At 72.6% G+C, this 19,956-nt stretch carries 16 protein-coding genes; 7 read left to right on the top strand and 9 right to left on the bottom strand.

Annotation, left to right across the window (positions count from 1 at the left end; genetic code table 11):
- Window positions 1-152: 152 nt before the first annotated feature.
- Window positions 153-2,984, bottom strand: coding sequence for a preprotein translocase subunit SecA (secA, locus tag CUT83_RS04680; RefSeq protein WP_101254734.1), 2,832 nt, complete (start codon window positions 2,982-2,984; stop codon window positions 153-155).
- A 190-nt stretch (window positions 2,985-3,174) separates the two neighbouring features.
- Here secA and CUT83_RS04675 point away from each other — a divergent pair, with 190 nt between their 5' ends.
- Window positions 3,175-3,756, top strand: coding sequence for a GNAT family N-acetyltransferase (locus CUT83_RS04675; protein ID WP_101254733.1), 582 nt, complete (start codon window positions 3,175-3,177; stop codon window positions 3,754-3,756).
- Between the two features lie 87 nt (window positions 3,757-3,843).
- Window positions 3,844-5,013, top strand: coding sequence for a winged helix-turn-helix domain-containing protein (locus tag CUT83_RS04670; RefSeq protein ID WP_101254596.1), 1,170 nt, complete (start codon window positions 3,844-3,846; stop codon window positions 5,011-5,013).
- Window positions 5,014-5,040: 27 nt separating this feature from the next.
- Here CUT83_RS04670 and CUT83_RS04665 read toward each other — a convergent pair whose 3' ends face one another.
- From CUT83_RS04665 to mtnA, 7 genes are all read right to left on the bottom strand, one after another.
- Window positions 5,041-5,793, bottom strand: coding sequence for a response regulator (locus CUT83_RS04665; RefSeq protein ID WP_101254595.1), 753 nt, complete (start codon window positions 5,791-5,793; stop codon window positions 5,041-5,043).
- Between the two features lie 148 nt (window positions 5,794-5,941).
- A complete protein-coding gene (gene hpf, locus CUT83_RS04660) occupies window positions 5,942-6,646 on the bottom strand; it encodes a ribosome hibernation-promoting factor, HPF/YfiA family (protein ID WP_101254594.1) in 705 nt (234 codons plus the stop codon).
- Window positions 6,647-7,181: 535 nt separating this feature from the next.
- Window positions 7,182-7,919 carry a ComF family protein gene (locus tag CUT83_RS04655; protein ID WP_338104133.1) on the bottom strand — a complete coding sequence of 246 codons (738 nt, stop codon included), beginning with the start codon at window positions 7,917-7,919 and terminating at the stop codon, window positions 7,182-7,184.
- A 10-nt stretch (window positions 7,920-7,929) separates the two neighbouring features.
- Entirely contained in the window at window positions 7,930-9,822 is a 1,893-nt protein-coding gene (locus CUT83_RS04650; RefSeq protein ID WP_101254731.1) for an LpqB family beta-propeller domain-containing protein, read from the bottom strand.
- Entirely contained in the window at window positions 9,800-11,773 is a 1,974-nt protein-coding gene (mtrB, locus tag CUT83_RS04645; protein ID WP_101254593.1) for an MtrAB system histidine kinase MtrB, read from the bottom strand. The genes CUT83_RS04650 and mtrB overlap by 23 nt, the downstream gene beginning before the upstream one ends.
- Window position 11,774: 1 nt before the next feature.
- Complete coding sequence (gene mtrA / locus CUT83_RS04640; RefSeq protein WP_014061181.1) at window positions 11,775-12,452, bottom strand: two-component system response regulator MtrA; 678 nt, start codon at window positions 12,450-12,452, stop codon at window positions 11,775-11,777.
- Complete coding sequence (gene mtnA, locus CUT83_RS04635) at window positions 12,449-13,639, bottom strand: S-methyl-5-thioribose-1-phosphate isomerase (RefSeq protein ID WP_101254592.1); 1,191 nt, start codon at window positions 13,637-13,639, stop codon at window positions 12,449-12,451. Before mtnA ends, mtrA begins: the two co-directional genes overlap by 4 nt.
- A 261-nt stretch (window positions 13,640-13,900) precedes the next feature.
- On the opposite strand from mtnA, the gene CUT83_RS04630 reads away from it, so the two are divergent.
- From CUT83_RS04630 to CUT83_RS04610, 5 genes are read left to right on the top strand one after another with little or no spacing between them, the layout of a single operon-like run.
- Entirely contained in the window at window positions 13,901-15,037 is a 1,137-nt protein-coding gene (locus CUT83_RS04630; RefSeq protein WP_338104134.1) for a DUF7847 domain-containing protein, read from the top strand.
- A 55-nt stretch (window positions 15,038-15,092) separates the two neighbouring features.
- Window positions 15,093-15,785: a DUF4129 domain-containing protein gene (locus CUT83_RS04625; RefSeq protein WP_101254730.1), complete on the top strand. Its 693-nt coding sequence runs from the start codon at window positions 15,093-15,095 to the stop codon at window positions 15,783-15,785.
- The gene (locus CUT83_RS04620; protein ID WP_101254590.1) at window positions 15,782-17,017 is read left to right on the top strand and encodes a DUF4350 domain-containing protein; all 1,236 of its coding nucleotides are present in this window, start codon (window positions 15,782-15,784) and stop codon (window positions 17,015-17,017) included. The genes CUT83_RS04625 and CUT83_RS04620 overlap by 4 nt, the downstream gene beginning before the upstream one ends.
- Window positions 16,987-17,979: an AAA family ATPase gene (locus tag CUT83_RS04615; RefSeq protein WP_101254729.1), complete on the top strand. Its 993-nt coding sequence runs from the start codon at window positions 16,987-16,989 to the stop codon at window positions 17,977-17,979. The genes CUT83_RS04620 and CUT83_RS04615 overlap by 31 nt, the downstream gene beginning before the upstream one ends.
- 18 nt (window positions 17,980-17,997) lie before the next feature.
- Window positions 17,998-19,308: a DUF58 domain-containing protein gene (locus CUT83_RS04610; RefSeq protein ID WP_101254589.1), complete on the top strand. Its 1,311-nt coding sequence runs from the start codon at window positions 17,998-18,000 to the stop codon at window positions 19,306-19,308.
- Window positions 19,309-19,312: 4 nt separating this feature from the next.
- Here the strand turns inward: CUT83_RS04610 and CUT83_RS04605 are convergent, their stop codons facing one another.
- Entirely contained in the window at window positions 19,313-19,828 is a 516-nt protein-coding gene (locus tag CUT83_RS04605; RefSeq protein WP_240957694.1) for a GNAT family N-acetyltransferase, read from the bottom strand.
- Window positions 19,829-19,956 lie beyond the last annotated feature (128 nt).

Here is a 19,956-nt window from a genome sequence, read left to right as displayed (position 1 = left end):
AGCGGCGGGAGGGAACCGTGACCGCACCGCGCGGAACGCGGGGGCCCGCGCGGCACGGAAAACGCCGCGGGGCCGGGCGTCCTGCTCGGACGCCCGGCCCCGGACCGGCCTCGAAGCGGACCTCCGCCCGGCGTGCGGCGGCGGTCGCCGGGTCACTTCTTGCGGCGGCGGCCCTTCTCCTTCTGGGCCCTGCGGCGCTCGGCGCGGGTCATGCCGTCCGCGGGCGAGCGGACCGGGCCGCCGTCCTCACCGCTGGCGAAGTCGCCCTCGACGACACCGCCCTCGCCGTCCACGGTCGGCGCGGAGAAGTGCAGCCGGTCCGGACGCTGCGGGGCATCCAGGCCCTTGGCCCGGATCGCCGGGCGCCCGCCCGCCGCGACGGCCTCCTCCTGGGGGGCCTTCTCCAGGGAGGGGGCGGGCCCGGCCTCCTCGACCGGCACCTCCTCGACCTGCTGCTCGACCTGGACCTCCAGGTTGAACAGGTAGCCGACGGACTCCTCCTTGATGCCGTCCATCATCGCGACGAACATGTCGTAGCCCTCGCGCTGGTACTCCACCAGCGGGTCGCGCTGCGCCATGGCGCGCAGGCCGATGCCCTCCTGGAGGTAGTCCATCTCGTACAGGTGCTCGCGCCACTTGCGGTCGAGGACGGAGAGGACCACGCGGCGCTCCAGCTCGCGCATGATCTCCGAGCCGAGCTGCTTCTCGCGCTCCTCGTACCGCTCGTGGATGTCGTCCTTGATGGCGTCGGCGATGAAGTCCGCCGTGATGCCGTCGCGGCCCCCGGCGGCCTCCTCCAGGTCCTCGACGGTGACCGTCACCGGGTAGAGCTGCTTGAAGGCGCCCCACAGCCGGTCCAGGTCCCACTCCTCGGCGAAGCCCTCGACCGTCTCGGCCTGGACGTAGGCGTCGATGGTGTCGTCCATGAAGTGGATGATCTGCTCGTGCAGGTCCTCGCCCTCCAGGACGCGGCGGCGCTCGCCGTAGATGACCTCGCGCTGCCGGTTGAGGACCTCGTCGTACTTCAGGACGTTCTTGCGGATCTCGAAGTTCTGCTGCTCGACCTGCGACTGCGCCGAGGCGATGGCGCGGGTGACCATCTTGTTCTCGATCGGGACGTCGTCGGGCACATTGGCCATGGACATCACACGCTCGACCATCTGCGCCTTGAACAGCCGCATCAGGTCGTCGCCGAGCGAGAGGTAGAAGCGGGACTCGCCCGGGTCGCCCTGGCGGCCGGACCGGCCGCGCAGCTGGTTGTCGATGCGGCGCGACTCGTGCCGCTCGGTGCCCAGCACGTACAGGCCGCCGAGGTCGACGACCTCCTCGTGCTCCGCCGCGACTGCCTGCTCGGCACGCTCCATGGCCCCGGGCAGGGCCGCCGCCCACTCCTCGGCGTTCTCCACCGGGTCCAGGCCCTTGGCGCGCAGCTCGGTCTCGGCCAGGTCGTCCGGGTTGCCGCCGAGCTTGATGTCGGTACCGCGGCCGGCCATGTTGGTGGCGACCGTGACGGCGCCCTTGCGGCCCGCCTGGGCCACGATCACGGCCTCGCGCTCGTGGTTCTTGGCGTTGAGCACCTCGTGCGGCACACCGCGCTTCTTCAGCTGCTGCGACAGGTACTCGGACTTCTCGACCGAGGTGGTGCCCACCAGGACCGGCTGGCCCTTCTCGTGCCGCTCGACGATGTCCTCGACCACCGCGTCGAACTTGGCTACCTCGGTGCGGTAGATCAGGTCCGACTGGTCCATGCGGATCATCGGCCGGTGGGTCGGGATCGGCACCACGCCGAGCTCGTAGATCTGGTGGAACTCGGCGGCCTCGGTCATGGCCGTGCCGGTCATGCCCGAGAGCTTGTCGTAGAGGCGGAAGAAGTTCTGGAGGGTGATCGTGGCGAGCGTCTGGTTCTCGTCCTTGATCTCCACCCCCTCCTTCGCCTCGATCGCCTGGTGCATGCCCTCGTTGTAGCGGCGTCCGGCCAGGATGCGGCCGGTGTGCTCGTCCACGATCATGACCTCGCCGTCGAGGACGACGTAGTCCTTGTCCTTCTTGTAGAGCTCCTTGGCCTTGATCGCGTTGTTGAGGTAGCCCACCAGCGGGGTGTTGACCGACTCGTAGAGGTTGTCGATCCCCAGCCAGTCCTCGACCTTGGCCACACCGGACTCGTGGATGGCGACCGTGCGCTTCTTCTCGTCGACCTCGTAGTCGCCCGTCTCCGGCTGCTGCTTGAGCGGGTTGGCGGGCTCACCGCGCTCCAGGCGCCTCACCAGCTTGGCGAAGTCGCCGTACCACTTGGTGGCCTGGTCCGCCGGGCCCGAGATGATCAGCGGGGTGCGGGCCTCGTCGACGAGGATCGAGTCGACCTCGTCGACGATCGCGAAGTTGTGGCCGCGCTGCACCAGCTCGTCCTTCGACCACGCCATGTTGTCGCGCAGGTAGTCGAAGCCGAACTCGTTGTTGGTGCCGTAGGTGATGTCGCAGGCGTACTGCTCGCGGCGCTGCGCCGGGGTCATGTTGGCGACGATGCATCCGACCGTCAGCCCCAGGAACTTGTGGACCCGGCCCATCAGCTCGGAGTCGCGCTGGGCCAGGTAGTCGTTGACCGTGATGAGGTGGACGCCCTTGCCCGACAGGCCGTTGAGGTAAGCGGGCAGGGTGCCCACCAGCGTCTTGCCCTCACCGGTCTTCATCTCGGCGACATAGCCCATGTGCAGGGCGGCGCCCCCCATGATCTGCACGTCGTAGTGGCGTTGGCCGAGTACGCGCTTGGCCGCCTCGCGGACCGTCGCGAAGGCCTCGGGCAGCAGGTCGTCCAGGGACTCTCCGTCGGCGAGGCGCTCCCTGTACTCGTCCGTGAGCGCCCGCAGCTCGGCGTCGGTGAGGTTGACGAAATCCTCTTCGATCGACGACACCTGGTCCGCGATGCGGTGCAGTTTGCGCAGGATCTTGCCTTCACCTGCACGCATGATCTTGCCGAAGACGGACACGTAGGCTGGCTCCTTGCCGGTCGGGCCGGGCACGGTCTGGGTGCTCTGGCACGGCGGGCCTCTTCCTTGCGTCGGGCCCAGCCGCACCGGCCATCGTATGCGAGGGGCACCGGCCCCTGTACCCCCCAACGTGCCGGAGACTCGGAAGGTGCCGGTTCCGCCCGATTGGATGACCGGCACAATCATCTCCATGCGACCCGTCACCCTCGGCACCGAGCGCCTCCTGCTGCGTCCCTTCCAGCCGCAGGACGTTCCCGCCGTCCACGCCGCCTGCCAGGACCCGGACATCCTGCGCTGGACCACCCTCCCCGAGCCGTACGAGCGGCGGCACGCGCAGGAGTTCGTGCTCAACATCGGCCCGGCGGGCTGGCGCGAGGACACCGCGTACAACTTCGGCGTCTTCACCCGTGACGGGGAGCTGGTGGGCTCGACGGGGCTGGTGCGCATCACACCGCCCGGCCCGGAGGGGCGCCTGGCGGAGCTGGGCTACTGGACGGCCAAGGAGTGGCGGGGCCGCGGGTACACCGTGGAGGCCGCGCGGGCGGTGGCCGACTGGGCCTTCCGCGAGCTGGGCGTGGAACGGCTGGAGTGGTTCGCCGAGGCCGGGAACACCGGATCGCGGGCCGTGGCGGAGCGGCTGGGCTTCGTGGTGGAGGGCACCCTGCGGGCGCGGATCACCTTCCGCGGGACCCGGCGGGACGCCTGGGTGGCGTCGCTGCTGCCCTCGGACCGGGGGCTGACGGCGGCCGTGCCCTACCTGCCCGCGCCGTAGGAACCGCGCCCGCCGCCGGCGTGCTCCGGCGGCGGGCACCGGCCGTTTCCGGGCCCGCTGTCGGTGGCAGGCCCTATCGTCGGGCGCATGACCTCCGTCTCACTCTCACTCTCCGCCGACGAGGCCCGCCGGATCGCGCTGCGCGCACAGGGACTGCTGGGAGCCCCGGACCGCCGGGCCGGGGTGGAAGGGGTGCTGCGCCGCCTGGGAGCCGTGCAGCTGGACACCATCTCGGTGCTGGCCCGCTCCCACGAGCTGGTGCCGTACGCACGGCTGGGCGCGGTCGGCCGCGGCACGGTGGAGGCGGCGTACTGGACGGGAGGGCGCGCCTTCGAGTACTGGTCGCACGCCGCCTGCGTCCTGCCGGTCGAGGAGTGGCCGTACTTCGCGTTCCGGCGCCGGGCGTTCCGGGCCAGGGGGCACCGCTGGCACCGCATGGAGGACTCCGAGCGTTCCTGCGCCGCCGTACGTGACCGGCTGAAGGCCGACGGCCCGCTGACGGCCACCGAGCTGGGCGGCGCGAAGAACGGCGGCGAGTGGTACGACTGGTCCGAGACGAAGATCGCGGTGGAGTGGCTGCTGGACACCGGCGAAGTGGTCTGCGCCGAACGGCGCGGCTGGAAGAGGGTGTACGACCTGGCCGAGCGCGCCGTCCCCGGCGAGCTGTTCCACGACGACCCGGCCGACCACGAGTGCCTGCGCCGGCTGGTCGCCCAGGCCGGGCGGGCGATGGGTGTGGCCACCCGCGCCGATCTGGCCGACTACCACCGGCTGAAGGGCGAGCAGGTCGACGCGGTCCTCGCCGGTACGGGCCTGGTACCGGTGGAGGTGGCGGGCTGGGGCAGGCCCGCCTGGGCGGACCCGGCGGCGCTGGAGGCCGAGTCGTCCGGAGGCCGGGGGCGGCACCGCACCACGCTGCTGTCGCCGTTCGACTCGCTGATCTGGGACCGCAGGCGCACCGAGAGGATCTTCGGTTTCACCCACCGGCTGGAGGCGTACGTACCCAGGGCTCGGCGGATACACGGCTACTTCGCGATGCCGCTGCTGTCGGGGGGACGGCTGCTGGGCCGGGTCGATCCGGCCCGCGAGGGGAGGACGCTGGTGGCGCGGCAGGTGTCGATGGCGGGGCGCGGGGCGGTGGTGCCGATGGCGCGGGCGCTGCGGGAGGCGGCGGAGTGGGTGGGCTGCGACGCGGTCCGCGTCGAGCGCTGCGACGACCCGGCGCTGGCCGCGGCCCTCACCGCGGCCCTCGACTGACGCGCCCGGCGCCTTTGGCGCGCCGTCTCACCTGATCTCCAGGATCTTCTCCCGCATCGCGTAGACCACGGCCTCCATCCGGGAGTGGAGCTGGAGCTTCTCCAGGATGTTGCGGACGTGGTTCTTCACGGTGTTCTCGCTGATGAAGAGTTCCTTGGCGATGTCCCGGTTGTTCATGCCGGTGGCCACGAGCTTGAGCACCTCCAGCTCCCGGTCGGTCAGGCGCGGCGCGGGCACCAGCCGCTTCTCGTCGGTGCGCTGAATCATCGACTTGAACTCGGTGAGCAGTTTGGCCGCCATCGACGGGCTGATCTGCGACTGCCCGTCGGCGACCGCGCGGATCGCGGTGGAGACCTCGTCGGTGGAGATCTCCTTGAGCAGGTAGCCGGTGGCCCCCGCCTTGATCGCGTCGTAGAGGTCGGCCTCCTCGTCGCTGATCGTCAGCATGATGATCTTCGCGCTGGGGGCCACCTCCTTGATCGAGGTGCATGCCTCGATACCGCCGCGCCGGGGCATCCGCACATCCATCAGCACGATGTCGGGAAGCAGGTCGGCGGCCTTGTCCACGGCCTCGGCCCCGTCCCCCGCCTCGCCGACGACCTCGATGTCCTCCTCCTGTGCGAGGACGATCTCCAGCCCGCGTCTGAAGAGGGCGTGGTCGTCGACGACCAGGACTCGGATGGGCTCCTCGCGCAGGTCCGCCGCCCCCGTGGCCGCGGGGACGGCGCCGCGGCCGCCCTCCCGCGCACCGGGCACCACCGGCCCGAAGCTGTCCGCCATCGTTCCTCCCCCTGCAGCCAGGCTACGCAGCGCCAACCGGCCGATGCAGGGCGCCGGTTGGACGTGGCCATGATTCCATGCCCCCGCCCCCGGCCGAATTCCTCGTTCGGCCGGGGGCGGGTCCGGTGCGCGGTGTCAGCGACTGTTATCAGCCACCCAGAGCGCCTCCGGCGCCCTGCGGTGCCTCCTCCACGAAAGGATCGGGTTCCAGATGGATGACGCCGTAGTCGTAACCGTGCCGCCGGTAGACGACGCTCGGCAGCTTGGTCTCGGAGTCGATGAACAGGTAGAAGTCATGCCCGACCAGCTCCATCTCGTACAGGGCCTGGTCCAACGACATCGGGGCCGCCGCGTGGGTCTTCTCCCGGACGACCAGGGGGCCCTCCCCCTGAACCTCCAGCGGTCCCACCCTGGTGGTGGCGGGCGGTTCCCCGACCGCCGTGCGCTGCGGTCCGAGCCGGCCGTCCTCGCCGATGGTCGCCGCGTTCGGCACGGTAACGGCCACGTCGCGCGCCGGGATCCGGTGGTGGCCGTTCCCCTTCCGCGCGGAGACCCGCTTCTCGTGCTGCCTGCGCAGCCGCGACTCCAGCTTCTCCGTGGCCAGATCCAGCGCCACGTAGGGGTCGGCCGCCGCCGCTTCGGCGCGGATCACCGGACCGCGGGAGCGCAGTGTGATCTCGACCCGGTCGGAGCGGTCGGCCTGACGCGGGTTGGGCTCCTTGGACACCTCGACGTCGAGGCGGATCGCCTTGGCGTCGATCTTCTGGATCTTGTCCAGCTTGAGCTTGTCGACCACGTGCTTGCGGAACCGCTCCGGCACCTCTGTCTTACGGCCCTTGACGACGATGTCCACGCAGAACTCCGTTCCCGGGCGTCTCCGCGGCCTGAGCGGCGAAGCACGCCCTTTGTGCACTGAGTCCGAAAGGTACGGGCTCCCGCCCGTCACCGTTCGGCCCTACGTCGGGTTGCGACTTTCACCTCCTCCTCCCCGGTCGGGGAGATCACCATCCTCCCGTTTCCGGGGGAACGGCCAGCAAAGCCGGGCGAACGCCATGGAGCGCACATGTCCCGCCGTACGGAACGACTCCCGCCATTCCTCACAACCGAACCTACCTCCGCCGGGGGAAACTCGGCACCCCCTGTCGGCACGTACCTCCGATCGTGGGCGGCTTCGCCCTCACGGCGGGAACCACGGAGGGGCGGGAGGGCCCTCCCGCCGGCGGTTCCACCCGTACGGACCACACTGCCCATTCCCGGCCGGGGTACGCCCCCGCGAACCGCCTGCCGGGTGAGCGCCCGCACACCGGTGCGGGACCGGTGCGGGACCGGTGGGGGACCGGCGGGAGCGGCGGGAGCGGCGGGCGGGGCGCACCGCGGCAGAGGCGGTGCTATGGGGCGTCGGGCCGCGCCGCCGCCACCACCGCCGCACCGGCCACCGCGCCGCCCGCCCGGCTCAGCGCCCGCGCCGCCTCCGCCAGCGAGGCGCCCGTGGTCACCAGGTCGTCCACCACGACCACCGGGCCCTGCTCCAGCAGCCGTCCCGCACCGGCTGCCGTGTCCAGTGCGCCCGCCAGGTTGGCCAGGCGCTGCCGGGCGTCCAGCCCCGCCTGGTCCGCCACGGTGCGCCGCTGCCGCAGTACGGGCAGGACCCGCGCCGGCCGCCCGGCGCGTCTGAGCTCACCGGCCGCCGCCAGCGCCATCCTCCGTACCGGGTCGTGGCCGCGGGCCGCCACCGAGCGCCGTGCCGAGGGCACCGGCACCAGCAGCAGCGGTCCCGTCCTCCCCCGTGCCGCTCCCCCCGGCGCCGCTCCCCCCGGCGCCACCTCCTCGGCCGCCGCCCGCACCGCACCGGCCAGCACCGCCCCCAGCGGAGCGGCCAGCCGCAGGGCGCCGCGCTCCTTGTGCGCGAGCAGCACCGCCCGCACCTCGTCGGCGTAGGCCAGGCACGCGTGGACCGGCGGCAGGCCGTCCGGCGGCGGGTCCGGCCGCACCCGCCGCGGCCGGGAACCGCGCAGCAGTTCCTGACACCCCGCGCACAGGCCGGTGCGCGGCAGGCCGCACCCGGCACAGTCGGCCGGCAGCACCAGATCCGCCAGCTCCCGCCACCATTCCCGCATACCGAACATACCGGGATGGCTACCCCGGGTAGACGGGCATCGACCCCTCGTCCGTGACCAGTTCCCACTCGGCGCGATCAAGCCGGGCGATGCCCTCCCCGGTGTCGGCCAGCAGCGGCCTGTCCCCGTTCTCCGAGGCCGCCACACCGGTCACCCCGTTGAGCCCGGGCAGCGTCGAGGGACCGGCCGAGGAGCCGTCCGTCGCCGTGTAGCGCAACTGCTGTACCCCCTTGGACTCCCGGCCGACGACCACCAGCCTGCTGTCACCCGCCCAGGAGGCGTCCAGCACCTCCTCCATCCGCGGCGCGATGGGCCGCAGACCCTCCACGGTCGCCCGGGGATCCCCGTCCTCGGACTCCTCCCGCTCGATGCGTCCGAGCCGGAGGGTCGTCCGGTCTCCCTCGCTGACCAGCAGTGCCATGCGCACACCGTCCGAGGAGACCCTCAGCGCCTCGATCCGGCCGCGGCCGAGACCGGCCACCTCGACCTCTCTCGCCTCCTCCTGGCCCCCGCGCAGCCACAGCAGCCGGGGCCTGTCCGGATCGCGGTCGGCCACCCACAGATCACCGAGCCCGTCCCAGCTCGGAGCCGTCAGCCCGTCCTTCTCCCGCTGTGCGCCGCTGACCACGACGGGGTCGCCGAGTCCGGTGTCGGCGGTGAGCGGGGCGACGAACAGCGACCGGCCGTCCAGCGACACCCCCGCACCGCGCTTCTCGTCCCGGCTCACCGAGACCGCGCCCATCCGGGTCCGCCCCGTGCCGAACGGGCCTCCGACGGGCGCGGTCCGGTCGCCGTCGCCCAGCACCACGGCCAGCCGGTCGCGGTCGTCGACGAAGTACTGGCCGCCGCCGTCGCCGCCCAGCCGGCCCGGCGCGTACGCCTCGGCCTCGTCCGCGGTCAGGGAGCACAGCTCCGTGCCGCTCTCCCCCCTGGTCAGCCGGATGCGGGAGGTCCTGGCCGACACCTGGCCGTCCACGGTGTGCAGCACCTGGGCGGCCATCCGGTCGCACTGGGCGCTGCCCACCCTGAGCGGTCGCTCACGCCCCTTCCCGTCGCGCACGACCAGCGGAACGGTCAGCGTGCCGGAGTCGTTCGGGGAGACCCTCGCGCCGTGGGCGAGCCGCGTGCCCTCGGGGAAGGCCGAGCCGACCACCGGGGCCAGCCAGCCGGTCGGGCCGTCCAGCAACGCCTCCACCGCCTCGGTCAGCGGGTCTATGCGCTCCCGGACGTAGACCGGATCGGCGACCAGGACGTCGTCGCCCCGCGTCACCGCACCGGTGTCCGGGCCCAGGTCGGCGTAGTGGTAGGTGTTGACCGACTCGTAGTTGCGCTCGAAGTCGGCCTCGGCCACCACCAGCCCGTCCGGCAGCCGGTCGATGCGCCACTCCCCGCCGACCCGGACGAGGTGGAACGTCTCCCGGTACGTCCCGTCGCTGGGCTGGTGGGCGTGCTCGCTGTCCACCAGCGCGACGGTGGGACCGGTCACCTCCAGGGTGGTGCCGCCCTCCTCACCGGCGGGGGGAGGACCGGAGGCGAACACGGTGGGAGCGGCGTCGAGCACCGTCGTACGGGCGAAGGGGTCCCAGCCGTGCGCGGCCCTGCCGGTGAGGTACTCGCGAGCGGTGGCGAACTCCGGCTCGTCGCTCGTGGTGGCCTCCAGGAAGCCGCGCACGATCTGCCAGGGCTCCGCGCCCTTGCGCGGGCTCACTCCGAACACCCGTGCCTGGGAGTCGGTGTCGGCCCGGGAGAGGGGGTCCACTTTGCGGACCTCCCCTTCGGAGGGCATCGACGCGCACCCGGCGAGCAGCAGGACGAGAGCACCGAGCACCGCCGCGGACCCGCGGCGCGTACGGAAGGAGCGGGGAGGGCGGAAGCCCTCGCTCGGACGCTCAGTCGCCTTGCCGGTCGCCATGTCCACCCTGCTCCTCCTCCGGTTCCGTCGATGTCCGGCTCCGCGCCTCCGACTCTCCGCCGGCCGGACCGGCCGGACCGCCCGGACCGCCCGGACCGCTCCCGGCGTCCCCGGACTTCCCCGGCGCCGCCGCCGCGCCGCCGGGCGACCGGTGCGGCTCCCGCCCGGCCCCCCGGGACGGGGCCGGGTGCGGCACGGAGGCGTGTGCCCCGCCGGACGGGGCCCGGGCCGCCTCCCTCCGGCGGCGGGAGTCGGCCGGCTCCAGGGGGATGGGCGAGCCGCGCAGCGGCTCGCCCGCGGTCCGCGGAATGGTCAGCCGGAACTGCGAACCGCCGCCCGGCTCGCCCCAGGCCTGCAGCCAGCCACCGTGCAGCCTGGCGTCCTCGACCGCGATGGACAGGCCCAGGCCGGTGCCGCCGGTGGTGCGGGCACGGGCCGGGTCCGCACGCCAGAAGCGGTTGAATACCCGGTTGGCCTCGCCCGGCTTGAGACCCACCCCGTAGTCGCGCACCGCCACGGCCACCGCGCCGTCGCCCGAGGCGAGCCGGACCACGATGTCCCGGCCCTCGCCGTGCTCGACCGCGTTGACCACGAGGTTGCGCAGCACGCGCTCGATGCGCCGGGCGTCCGCCTCCGCCACGACCGGCCGCTCGTCGCCGTGGACCAGAAATCGGCTGCCCTTGCGCTCGGCCAGCGGCTCCGCACCCTCCAGAACGCGCCTGACCACATCGCGCACGTCCACCGGATCGGCCTCCAGCGCGGCCGCCTTGGCGTCGAAGCGGCTGATCTCCAGCAGATCCGCCAGCAGCGACTCGAAGCGGTCCAGCTGCCCCAGCAGCAACTCGGCCGAGCGGGCCGTCACCGGGTCGAACTCGTCGCGCGCCTCGTGGATGACGTCGGCGGCCATCCGCACCGTGGTGAGCGGGGTGCGCAGCTCGTGGGAGACGTCCGAGACGAAGCGACGCTGCATCCGGGACAGCTCCTCCAGCTGCTGGATCTTCGTCTGGAGGTTCTTCGCCATCTTGTTGAACGCCTCGCCCAGCCGGGCGATGTCGTCCTCGCCGCTGACCTTCATCCGCTCCTGCAGACGTCCGGCGGCGAGCCGCTCGGAGATCCTGGCGGCCATCCGGACGGGGGTGACCACCTGGCGCACGACGAGCCAGGCGATGGCGCCCAGCAGCACCACCACGAAGACCCCGGCGGTGGCAAGGGTGCCCTTGACCAGGCTGAGGGACTTCTCCTCCTGCTGGAACGGGAAGAGGTAGTACAGCTGGTACGGATCGCCGTTGGGGTCGTTCAGCCGCTTGCCTATGACCAGCGCGGCCTCGGTCCGGCCGCCCTCCAGCACGATCGTGCCGTACTGCTCGTAGGTGTCGGGGCTCTCGTCCAGCGCCTCGCGCAGCTGCGGCGACACGCTCTCCTCGGGCTTGAGGTCGAAGGACGCGCGGGGTCCGTGGCTGCCCGACCCCTCGTCCGTGCCGAAGGTGTCCGGTCCCTCCTCGGAGCTGAGCGCCACCAGGTAGTAGACACCCTGGCCACCGCTGGCGAGCTGCGTCACCAGGTCGTTCAGCCAGGTGCCGGTGTCCTGGCGCCCGCCGCGGACATTGCCGGCGCCCCCCGAGGCCGCTTCGTCGGCCGCGTCGTCGGCCAACTGCTCGGCCACCGCGAAGCCGCCGGCGGCCTGGCTCCGCGCGGCCTGCTGCTTGGCGTCCAGGAGTCCGTTGCTGACCTGGCCGATGACGACCAGGCCCAGCAGCAGGACGACCGCGAGGGACATCAGCAGCGTGGCGGTCACCACCCGTAGCTGGATGTTGCGCCGCCACAACCGTGCCACGGCCAGCAGCGGGCGCCTCACCCAGCGGACGAACATCCGGAACAGGGGGTGCGCCCGGCTGCCCGTCGCCCCTTCGGACAGCAGCCCGTCCGGGAGGAATCGACCGCCACGCCACATGTCAGCTTGGTCCGGCCTTGTACCCCACGCCGCGTACGGTCACCACGATCTCGGGCCGCTCCGGGTCCTTCTCGACCTTGGAGCGCAGCCGCTGCACATGGACGTTGACCAGCCGGGTGTCCGCCGCGTGACGGTAGCCCCACACCTGTTCCAGAAGCACCTCGCGGGTGAAGACCTGCCACGGCTTGCGGGCGAGGGCCACCAGCAGGTCGAACTCCAGGGGGGTCAGCGCGATGGACTGCCCGTCGCGCTTCACCGAGTGCCCCGCCACGTCGATGACCAGATCGCCGATGGCGAGCTGCTCGGGCGCGGGCTCCTCCGACCGCCGCAGCCGCGCCCGGATGCGGGCCACCAGCTCCTTGGGCTTGAACGGCTTGACGATGTAGTCGTCGGCTCCCGATTCCAGGCCCACCACCACGTCGACGGTGTCGCTCTTGGCTGTGAGCATGACGATCGGCACCCCGGACTCGGCGCGGATCAGCCGGCACACCTCGATGCCGTCCCGGCCCGGCAGCATCAGGTCGAGCAGCACGAGGTCGGGCTTGGTCTCGCGGAAGGCGGCGAGGGCCTTGTCTCCGTCCGACACGAACGACGGTTCGAAGCCTTCGCCGCGCAGCACGATGCCGAGCATCTCTGCCAGTGCGGTGTCGTCGTCGACGACCAGGACGCGTCCCTTCATGCGTCCATCATCCCATTACCCGATCGTGACTTTTCCCGGGGTGACGGTGAGGGCGAGCACAGTTCGGCCAGCGCGCCCCCCGTGACCGGTGAGACCACTCCCCGCTCGGTGACGATCGCCGTCACCAGTTCCGCCGGAGTGACGTCGAAGGCCGGGTTGTACGCCTGCGCACCCAGCGGAGCCACCGGGATGCCGCTGCCCGGCTCCGCCCCGGCCCCCGGCACCGTCGGCGGCGCGAACTCCGTCACCTCGTGGCCGGGACGCTGCTCCACCTCGATCGAACCCCCGTCGGCCGTCTCCAGGTCCACCGTGGTCATGGGCGCCACCACCACGAACGGCACATGGTGGTAGCGGGCCAGCACCGCCAGCGGATAGCTGCCGATCTTGTTCGCCACCGAGCCGTCGGCCGCGATCCGGTCCGCGCCGATCAGCACCGCGTCCACCTCGCCCGCCGCGAACAGCGAACCGGCCGCGTTGTCCGTCAGCACCGTGTAGGCCATGCCCTCCCGGGCCGCCTCGTACGCCGTCAGCCGCGCCCCCTGGAGCAGCGGCCGGGTCTCGTCCACCCACAGCCTGCGCAGCTCGCCGGCACGGTGCGCGGCCCGCACCACCCCGAACGCGGTGCCTCCCCCGCCGGACACCAGCGCCCCGGTGTTGCAGTGGGTGAGGACGCGGTAGCCGCCGCCCGGCAGCAGCTCGCCCAGCAGCGCCAGGCCGTGCGCGGCCATCCGCTCGCTCGCCGCGGCGTCCTCGCGGTGCAGCGCGCGGGCCTCGGCCAGCGCCGCGGCGGCCGCCCGCTCGTATCCCGCGCCGCCGTCGGCGGCCACCCGGAAGGCCCGCTCGGCCCGGCTCACCCCGTACCCGAGGTTGACCGCGGTCGGACGCGCGTGTCTGAGCTGCTCGGCCGCATCGGTCACGTCGTACCCGCGGGCGGCCGCCAGCGCGACGCCGTACGCGCCCGCCAGCCCCAGCAGCGGAGCCCCGCGCACCGCGAGCGAGCGGATCGCCTCCACCAGGGCGGGCACATCGGTGCAGACGAGTTCGACCTCCTCGGCGGGAAGCCGGGTCTGGTCGAGCAGCACCACCACCGGCCCCTCGGGGGGTTCCTCCCAGCGCAGCGAGGGAACGGGAACCGGTACGTCATCGGGCGCCGAAGCCGTGGATCGTTCCTCAGTCTGGTCAACCATTCGGACAGTCTGCCCCTTCTCCCGGCCATCAGTCGAAGGCAGCCGGGAGCCACGGGGCCCGCGCCGTTCCGCGGCGGCCCATGGCACGATGGCTGCCAGCCAGCCGATACATCCCCACGAACAGGCCGCGAGAACACGAGGTGAACCGCTGTGAGTGACTCTCCGGGCTGGGCCTCGCCCGGATCCTCCCCCTCCGATCCTCCCCCCGCGTCCGGTGGGGGCGCATCCGGCAGTGGTACTTCCGGGCAGCCCGCCGACAAGGTGCCCACGGACAGGACCCCGCCGCGGCAGCCGCCGGCGAACTGGTCGCCGCAGCAGCCACCCGCCGCCCCGCAGGACTGGGGCGCTCCTCCTCCCCCGCCGCCGGGCGGACCCGGCTGGGGAAACTGGAACCAGCCGCCCGCGGCCAAACCCGGCGTCATCCCGCTCCGTCCCCTGGGCGTGGGCGAGATCCTGGACGGGGCGGTCTCCACCGCACGGGCCCACTGGCGGACGGTCCTGGCCATATCGCTCGCGGTCGCGATCATGATCCAGCTCGCCTCCACCGTGGCCACCGGCGTCTGGATGCGGGACAACAGCGGCCTCCAGGCACTGGAGACCAAGGCCGAACCGACCAGGGACGAGCTGCTGGACGCCTTCAGCGGTACGTTCAGCACCCTGGGCGTCGAACTGCTGGCCTCCCTGATCGGCACGGTCATCGCCACCGCGATGCTCACCGTGGTGGTCAGCCGCGCCGTTCTGGGCCGCCCGGTGTCCATCGGGGAGGCCTGGCGCGACTCCCGGCCGCAGCTCGCCCGCCTGCTCGGACTGACGCTGCTGGTGGGGCTGATCGTGACCGCTGCGGTTACCCTGGGCTTCCTGCCCGGCATCCTCCTCGGCGCGGCGGGTTCGGAGCTGGCCGGCATAGGCATCGGCCTCCTCGGCGGTATCGCGGGCACCGTGGCCGCCGTCTGGCTCTGGGTCCGCTACTGCCTCTCCGCGCCCGCCCTCATGCTGGAGCGGCAGGGCGTCCTCGCCTCCCTCCGGCGCTCCGCCAAACTCGTGCGGAACTCCTGGTGGCGCATCTTCGGCATCCAGCTCCTCACCGTCGTGCTGGTCTCCATGATCGGGATGATCATCCAGCTTCCCGCCTCCTTCCTGGCCCCCGTACTGGGCGGCGACGGCATCGAGAGCTTCATGACCGGCGGCATCGCGGACATCACCTGGACCTACCTGATCGTCATCGGCATCGGAGCGGTCCTCGCCTCCACCGTCACCCTCCCGCTCAGCGCGGGCGTCACCGCCCTCCTCTACATGGACCAGCGCATCCGCCGCGAGGCCCTCGACCTCGAACTCGCCCGCGCCGCGGGGCTCCCCGGCCACGAGCGGCGCACCGACGGCACCACCCCGGGGAACTGATGTGGTGACGCGGTCCGCGGGCGTGCGCACGGTGCTGCCGGAGACCTCGTTCGCCATGCGCTCCGGCAGCTCGGACGGGCCGGACGCCGGGGTGCCGGTGACGATCCCGCGCACCCCGGCGCGCGAGGCCGCCGAGGACGAGTTGTCCAAGCCCATGTACCACGAGAACGACCCGAGCCTGCTGCGACGCCTTCTCGACTGGGTGTGGGAGCGGATCGGCGACCTCCTCGACGCCGCCGCGGGGGCCACCCCCGGAGGCTGGGTCGGCCTCATGGTCGTCGCCCTGCTCGTCGTGCTCCTCCTGGTCGGCCTGCGACTGCGCATGGGCGCACTGCGCCGCGCACCCGGGTCCACCGGGCGCGGTGAACTCTTCGACGACCGCCCGCGCAGCGCCGACGAGCACCGCGCCGAGGCCGAGCGGTACGCCTCCGCCGCCCGCTGGAGCGAGGCCCTCCAGGAGAGGATGCGCGCCCTCGTCCGCTCCCTGGAGGAACGCGCCCTGCTCGACCCCCGCCCCGGCCGCACCGCCGACGAGGCCGCGGCCGAAGCCGCCCGGGTCCTCCCGGACCACACCACGGCCCTGTACGCCGCCGCCCTCGCCTTCGACGAGGTCACATACGCCGAACGCCCGGCCGACCAGGCCGCGTACCTGAGGCTGCGGGACCTCGAGGAAGCCGTCCGGCACAGCAGGCCCCGCCTGACCGGCGACCGTCCCGCACCGGCGGTCCCCGGTGGAGGCGCCGTATGACGACCGCACCGTCCGCACCGTCCGCACCTTCCGCCGGCGCGGCCACCTCGGTATCGCCCACCGCACGCCAGTTGTGGGGGCGCGCCCGCGGTCTGCTGCTGGCGGTGGCCGTCCTGGCGCTGGCCGGTCTGGTCATCGCCGCTCTCCGCTCCGGCGAACAGCACGGACTGCTCGACCCCCGCTCCGCCGACCGCTACGGCAGCCGCGCCACCGCGGAACTCCTCGCCGACCGCGGCGTGGACACCACCGTCGCCACCGGCATCGCCGAGGCCACCGAGGCGCTGGGGCCCGACACCACACTGCTGGTGGCCAACCCGGACCTGCTCAGCGCACGTCAGCAGTCCGCGCTGCGCGCCGCCGCCTCCGACAGCGGAGGCCGCACCGTCCTGCTGGCCCCTGGCCCCGCCTCGCTGGGCACCCTGGCCCCGGACGTACGCGCCGTGGAGCCCACCTCCGTCGAGGTGCTCCGCCCCGGCTGCGAGGCCCCGTACGCCCGGCGCGCGGGCGCGGCCGAACTCGGCGGCATCACCTACACCGCCTCCGCCGCCTCGGTCGAGGCCTGCTACCCCAGCGGCGAGCTGCCCACCCTGCTGCGGCTCCCCTCGGAAACCGGCGACGGCGACACCGTGGTGCTCGGTGCCCCGGACCTGTTGTACAACCACCGCCTCGACGACCACGGCAACGCCTCGCTCGCCCTGCAACTCCTCGGCTCCCGTCCCCATCTGGTCTGGTACCTCCCCTCCCTGGACGACGCCACCGCCACCGACGGCGGCAACGAGAGCTTCATCGACCTCATCCCCTCCGGCTGGAGGTGGGGCGCCTTCCAGCTCGCGATCGCCGCGGTCCTCGCCGCGCTCTGGCGGGCCAGGCGCCTGGGTCCGCTCGTCCCCGAACGGCTGCCCGTGGCCGTCCCGGCGTCCGAGGCGACCGAGGGCCGTGCCCGCCTCTACCGCCGGGCGAACGCACGCGAACGCGCCGCCGAAGCCCTGCGTTCGGCCACCCGCACCCGGATCGCCCCTCTCGCCGGCGTACCCACCGCACAGGCCCACCGCTCCGAAGCCCTGTGCCCGGCCGTCGCCGCCCGCACCGGAGACGACGCCACCCAGATCCACGGCCTTCTGTTCGGCCCGGCTCCCGCCGACGACGAAGCCCTCGTCCGGCTCGCCGACCGGCTCGACCTCCTCGAACGCCGCATCACCCCATCTCCGAGAGACAAGGACCGCACCCCGTGACCGCCCCCTCCGCAGACAGCGCCCGCGCCGCCCTCGAGGCTCTGCGCGGCGAGATCTCCAAGGCCGTGGTCGGCCAGGACGCCACCGTCACCGGACTCGTCGTCGCCCTGCTCTGCCGCGGACACGTACTGCTGGAGGGCGTCCCGGGCGTCGCCAAGACCCTCCTCGTCCGAGCCCTGGCCGCCGCACTCGAACTCGACACCAAGCGTGTCCAGTTCACCCCCGACCTGATGCCGAGCGACGTCACCGGCTCGCTCATCTACGACAACCGCACGGCCGAGTTCTCCTTCCAGCCCGGTCCGGTCTTCACCAACCTGCTTCTCGCCGACGAGATCAACCGCACCCCGCCGAAGACTCAGGCGTCCCTGCTCGAAGCCATGGAGGAGCGGCAGGTCACCGTCGAGGGCACCGCGCGCAAGCTCCCCGACCCCTTCCTGGTGGCCGCCACCCAGAACCCCGTCGAGTACGAGGGCACCTACCCCCTCCCCGAGGCCCAGCTCGACCGGTTCCTGCTCAAGCTCCAGGTGTCACTGCCCTCCAGGGAGGAGGAGATCAAGGTTCTCTCCAGGCACGCCGAGGGCTTCGACCCCCGCGACCTCACCGCCGCCGGCGTACGCCGTGTGGCCGGCCCCGCGGAACTCGACGCGGCCCGGGCCGCGGTCGCCAAAACGTCCGTCTCCCCCGAGGTCGCCGGCTATGTCGTCGATATCTGTCGTGCCACCCGTGAATCCCCCTCTCTCTCCCTGGGCGCCTCACCCCGCGGCGCCACCGCACTGCTGTCCACCGCCCGAGCCTGGGCCTGGCTCACCGGACGCGACTACGTCACCCCCGATGATGTGAAGGCACTCGCCCTGCCCACCCTGCGGCACCGCATCCAGCTGCGCCCCGAGGCCGAGATGGAGGGCGTCACCGCGGACAGCGTGATCTCCTCGCTGCTCGCCCATGTTCCCGTGCCCCGCTGAGGCGACACGGACTGACCGATGGCTCTCACCGGACGTACAGCCCTTATCGCCGCCCTCGGCGCGCTTCTCGTCGGCTTCCTGCTCCCGAGCTGGACCGGCCTGCTCGCCGTCGAACTCACCCTGCTGCTCGCAATCCTGTACGACCTGGGACGCGCGGCACCAGTCCGAAAGCTCCTTTTCACCCGTTTCGGTGATACATCAGTTCGACTCGGTGAGCCCGCCGAAGTCCGGCTCACCGTCACCAACCCCGCCGGGCGCCCGCTGCGCGCACACATCCGCGACGCCTGGCCGCCCAGCGCCTGGGCGGCCGGCTCCGAGATCTCCGCCTCCCGGCACCGGCTGACCGTGCCCGGCGGGGAACGCCGCCTCCTCACCACCCGGCTGCGCCCGACCCGGCGCGGCGACCACCACGCCGCCCGCGTCACCGTACGCTCGTACGGCCCGCTCGGCCTCGCCGCCCGTCAGGGCAGTCACTCCGTCCCCTGGACAGTGCGCGCCCTGCCCCCCTTCACCAGCCGCAAGCACCTCCCCGCACGGCTTTCCCGGCTCCGTGAACTCGACGGGCGCACCAGCGTCCTCACCCGCGGCGAGGGCACCGAGTTCGACAGCCTCCGCGAGTACATCCCGGGCGACGACACCCGGTCCATCGACTGGCGTGCCACCGCCCGCCAGAGCTCCGTCGCCGTCCGCACCTGGCGCCCCGAACGCGACCGCCGCATCCTGGCCGTCCTCGACACCGGACGCACCTCGGCCGGCCGCGTGGGTGACATCCCGCGCCTCGACGCCGCGATGGACGCCGCCCTGCTGCTGGCCGCCCTGTCGGCCCGTGCGGGCGACCGCTTCGACCTCCTGGCCTACGACCGCCGGGTACGCGCCACGCTCCGGGGCCGCACCGCCCACGATCTGCTGCCCGCCCTGGTCACGACGATGGCGCCACTCGAACCGGCCCTGATCGAGTCCGATGCCCGGGGCATGGCCTCGACCGTCCTCCGCAACGCTCCCCAGCGCTCGCTCGTCGTCCTGTTCACCGGCCTTGACGCCTCCCCCGTGGAGGAGGGCCTGCTCCCCGCCCTCCCGCTCCTCACCCAGCGCCACACGGTCGTGGTCGCGTCGGTCACCGACCCCCGCATCGAGGAGATGGCCACCGCGCGCGGCACACTCGACGCCGTCTACGGAGCCGCGGCCGCGGCCCGGACTCAGGCGGAACGCCGCCACACCGCGTCCCGGCTCCGCCGTCGCGGTGTGACCGTCGTGGACGCCGCCCCGGACGAACTCGCCCCGGCCCTGGCCGACACCTACCTCGCGCTCAAGGCCGCCGGCCGCCTCTGAACCCTCAGCGACGAGGCCTGAGCAGCTCCATCTCATGGGCGGTGAACGCCGAGGCCCGGGGGTCGGTGTCGATCCTCCCGGTACGCCGGAAGCCCCGGCGGCGGTAGAAGGCCTCCGCGCGGTGGTTGTCCTCATGCACGTACAGCCGCACCCTCTCGACCGCCGAGCACGCCCATGACCACTCGACAGCCGCTTCGAAGATCTGTGCCGCCAGCCCCGTGCCCCGGTGCTCGGGCCTCATGTAGACCCCGACCAGTTGCGTCCGGTCCCCCTCGACCAGGACGGTCAGCTTCCCGCACAACAGTCCGTCGTCCGCTTCCCCGACGAGCGTCACCCTGTCCCCGTGTCCCTGTCCATCAGCAGCTCTTCGCCGCCAAACGCTGTCCGGGTATGCGACGGCCTCCTCGTACTGCTCCAGGAATGCCACGGCCGCCACAGGATCGGCAAGAGCTTTCAGTCGAAGCTCCTTCAACCGCTGCCAATCGTCAGCACGCACCGCTCTGACCATGTAGTTCGCCATGCGTGGATCCTGGCAGCCAGAGTGCGGGGCCACAACGCGAAAAAGCCTCGGTCTCCGAGTCGAAACTCGGAGACCGAGGCCTCACAAATTGTTCGGCGGCGTCCTACTCTCCCACACGGTCCCCCATG

The sequence above is a fragment of the Streptomyces barkulensis genome (assembly GCF_002843305.1).
Classification (GTDB): domain Bacteria; phylum Actinomycetota; class Actinomycetes; order Streptomycetales; family Streptomycetaceae; genus Streptomyces; species Streptomyces barkulensis.
The sequence above is the reverse complement of the archived record's forward strand: the minus strand, read 5'-3'. Positions and strand labels throughout refer to the sequence as shown.

What these genes read in the sequence shown, in the direction of transcription:
- CUT83_RS04675 (WP_101254733.1), top strand. Translation starts at nt 3,175, where the DNA reads ATGCGACCCGTCACCCTCGGCACCGAGCGCCTCCTGCTGCGTCCCTTC.
- CUT83_RS04670 (WP_101254596.1), top strand. Translation starts at nt 3,844, where the DNA reads ATGACCTCCGTCTCACTCTCACTCTCCGCCGACGAGGCCCGCCGGATC.
- CUT83_RS04665 (WP_101254595.1), bottom strand. Translation starts at nt 5,793, where the DNA reads ATGGCGGACAGCTTCGGGCCGGTGGTGCCCGGTGCGCGGGAGGGCGGC.
- CUT83_RS04655 (WP_338104133.1), bottom strand. Translation starts at nt 7,919, where the DNA reads ATGTTCGGTATGCGGGAATGGTGGCGGGAGCTGGCGGATCTGGTGCTG.
- CUT83_RS04650 (WP_101254731.1), bottom strand. Translation starts at nt 9,822, where the DNA reads ATGGCGACCGGCAAGGCGACTGAGCGTCCGAGCGAGGGCTTCCGCCCT.
- mtrB (WP_101254593.1), bottom strand. Translation starts at nt 11,773, where the DNA reads ATGTGGCGTGGCGGTCGATTCCTCCCGGACGGGCTGCTGTCCGAAGGG.
- mtrA (WP_014061181.1), bottom strand. Translation starts at nt 12,452, where the DNA reads ATGAAGGGACGCGTCCTGGTCGTCGACGACGACACCGCACTGGCAGAG.
- mtnA (WP_101254592.1), bottom strand. Translation starts at nt 13,639, where the DNA reads ATGGTTGACCAGACTGAGGAACGATCCACGGCTTCGGCGCCCGATGAC.
- CUT83_RS04625 (WP_101254730.1), top strand. Translation starts at nt 15,093, where the DNA reads ATGCGCTCCGGCAGCTCGGACGGGCCGGACGCCGGGGTGCCGGTGACG.
- CUT83_RS04620 (WP_101254590.1), top strand. Translation starts at nt 15,782, where the DNA reads ATGACGACCGCACCGTCCGCACCGTCCGCACCTTCCGCCGGCGCGGCC.
- CUT83_RS04610 (WP_101254589.1), top strand. Translation starts at nt 17,998, where the DNA reads ATGGCTCTCACCGGACGTACAGCCCTTATCGCCGCCCTCGGCGCGCTT.
- CUT83_RS04605 (WP_240957694.1), bottom strand. Translation starts at nt 19,828, where the DNA reads ATGGCGAACTACATGGTCAGAGCGGTGCGTGCTGACGATTGGCAGCGG.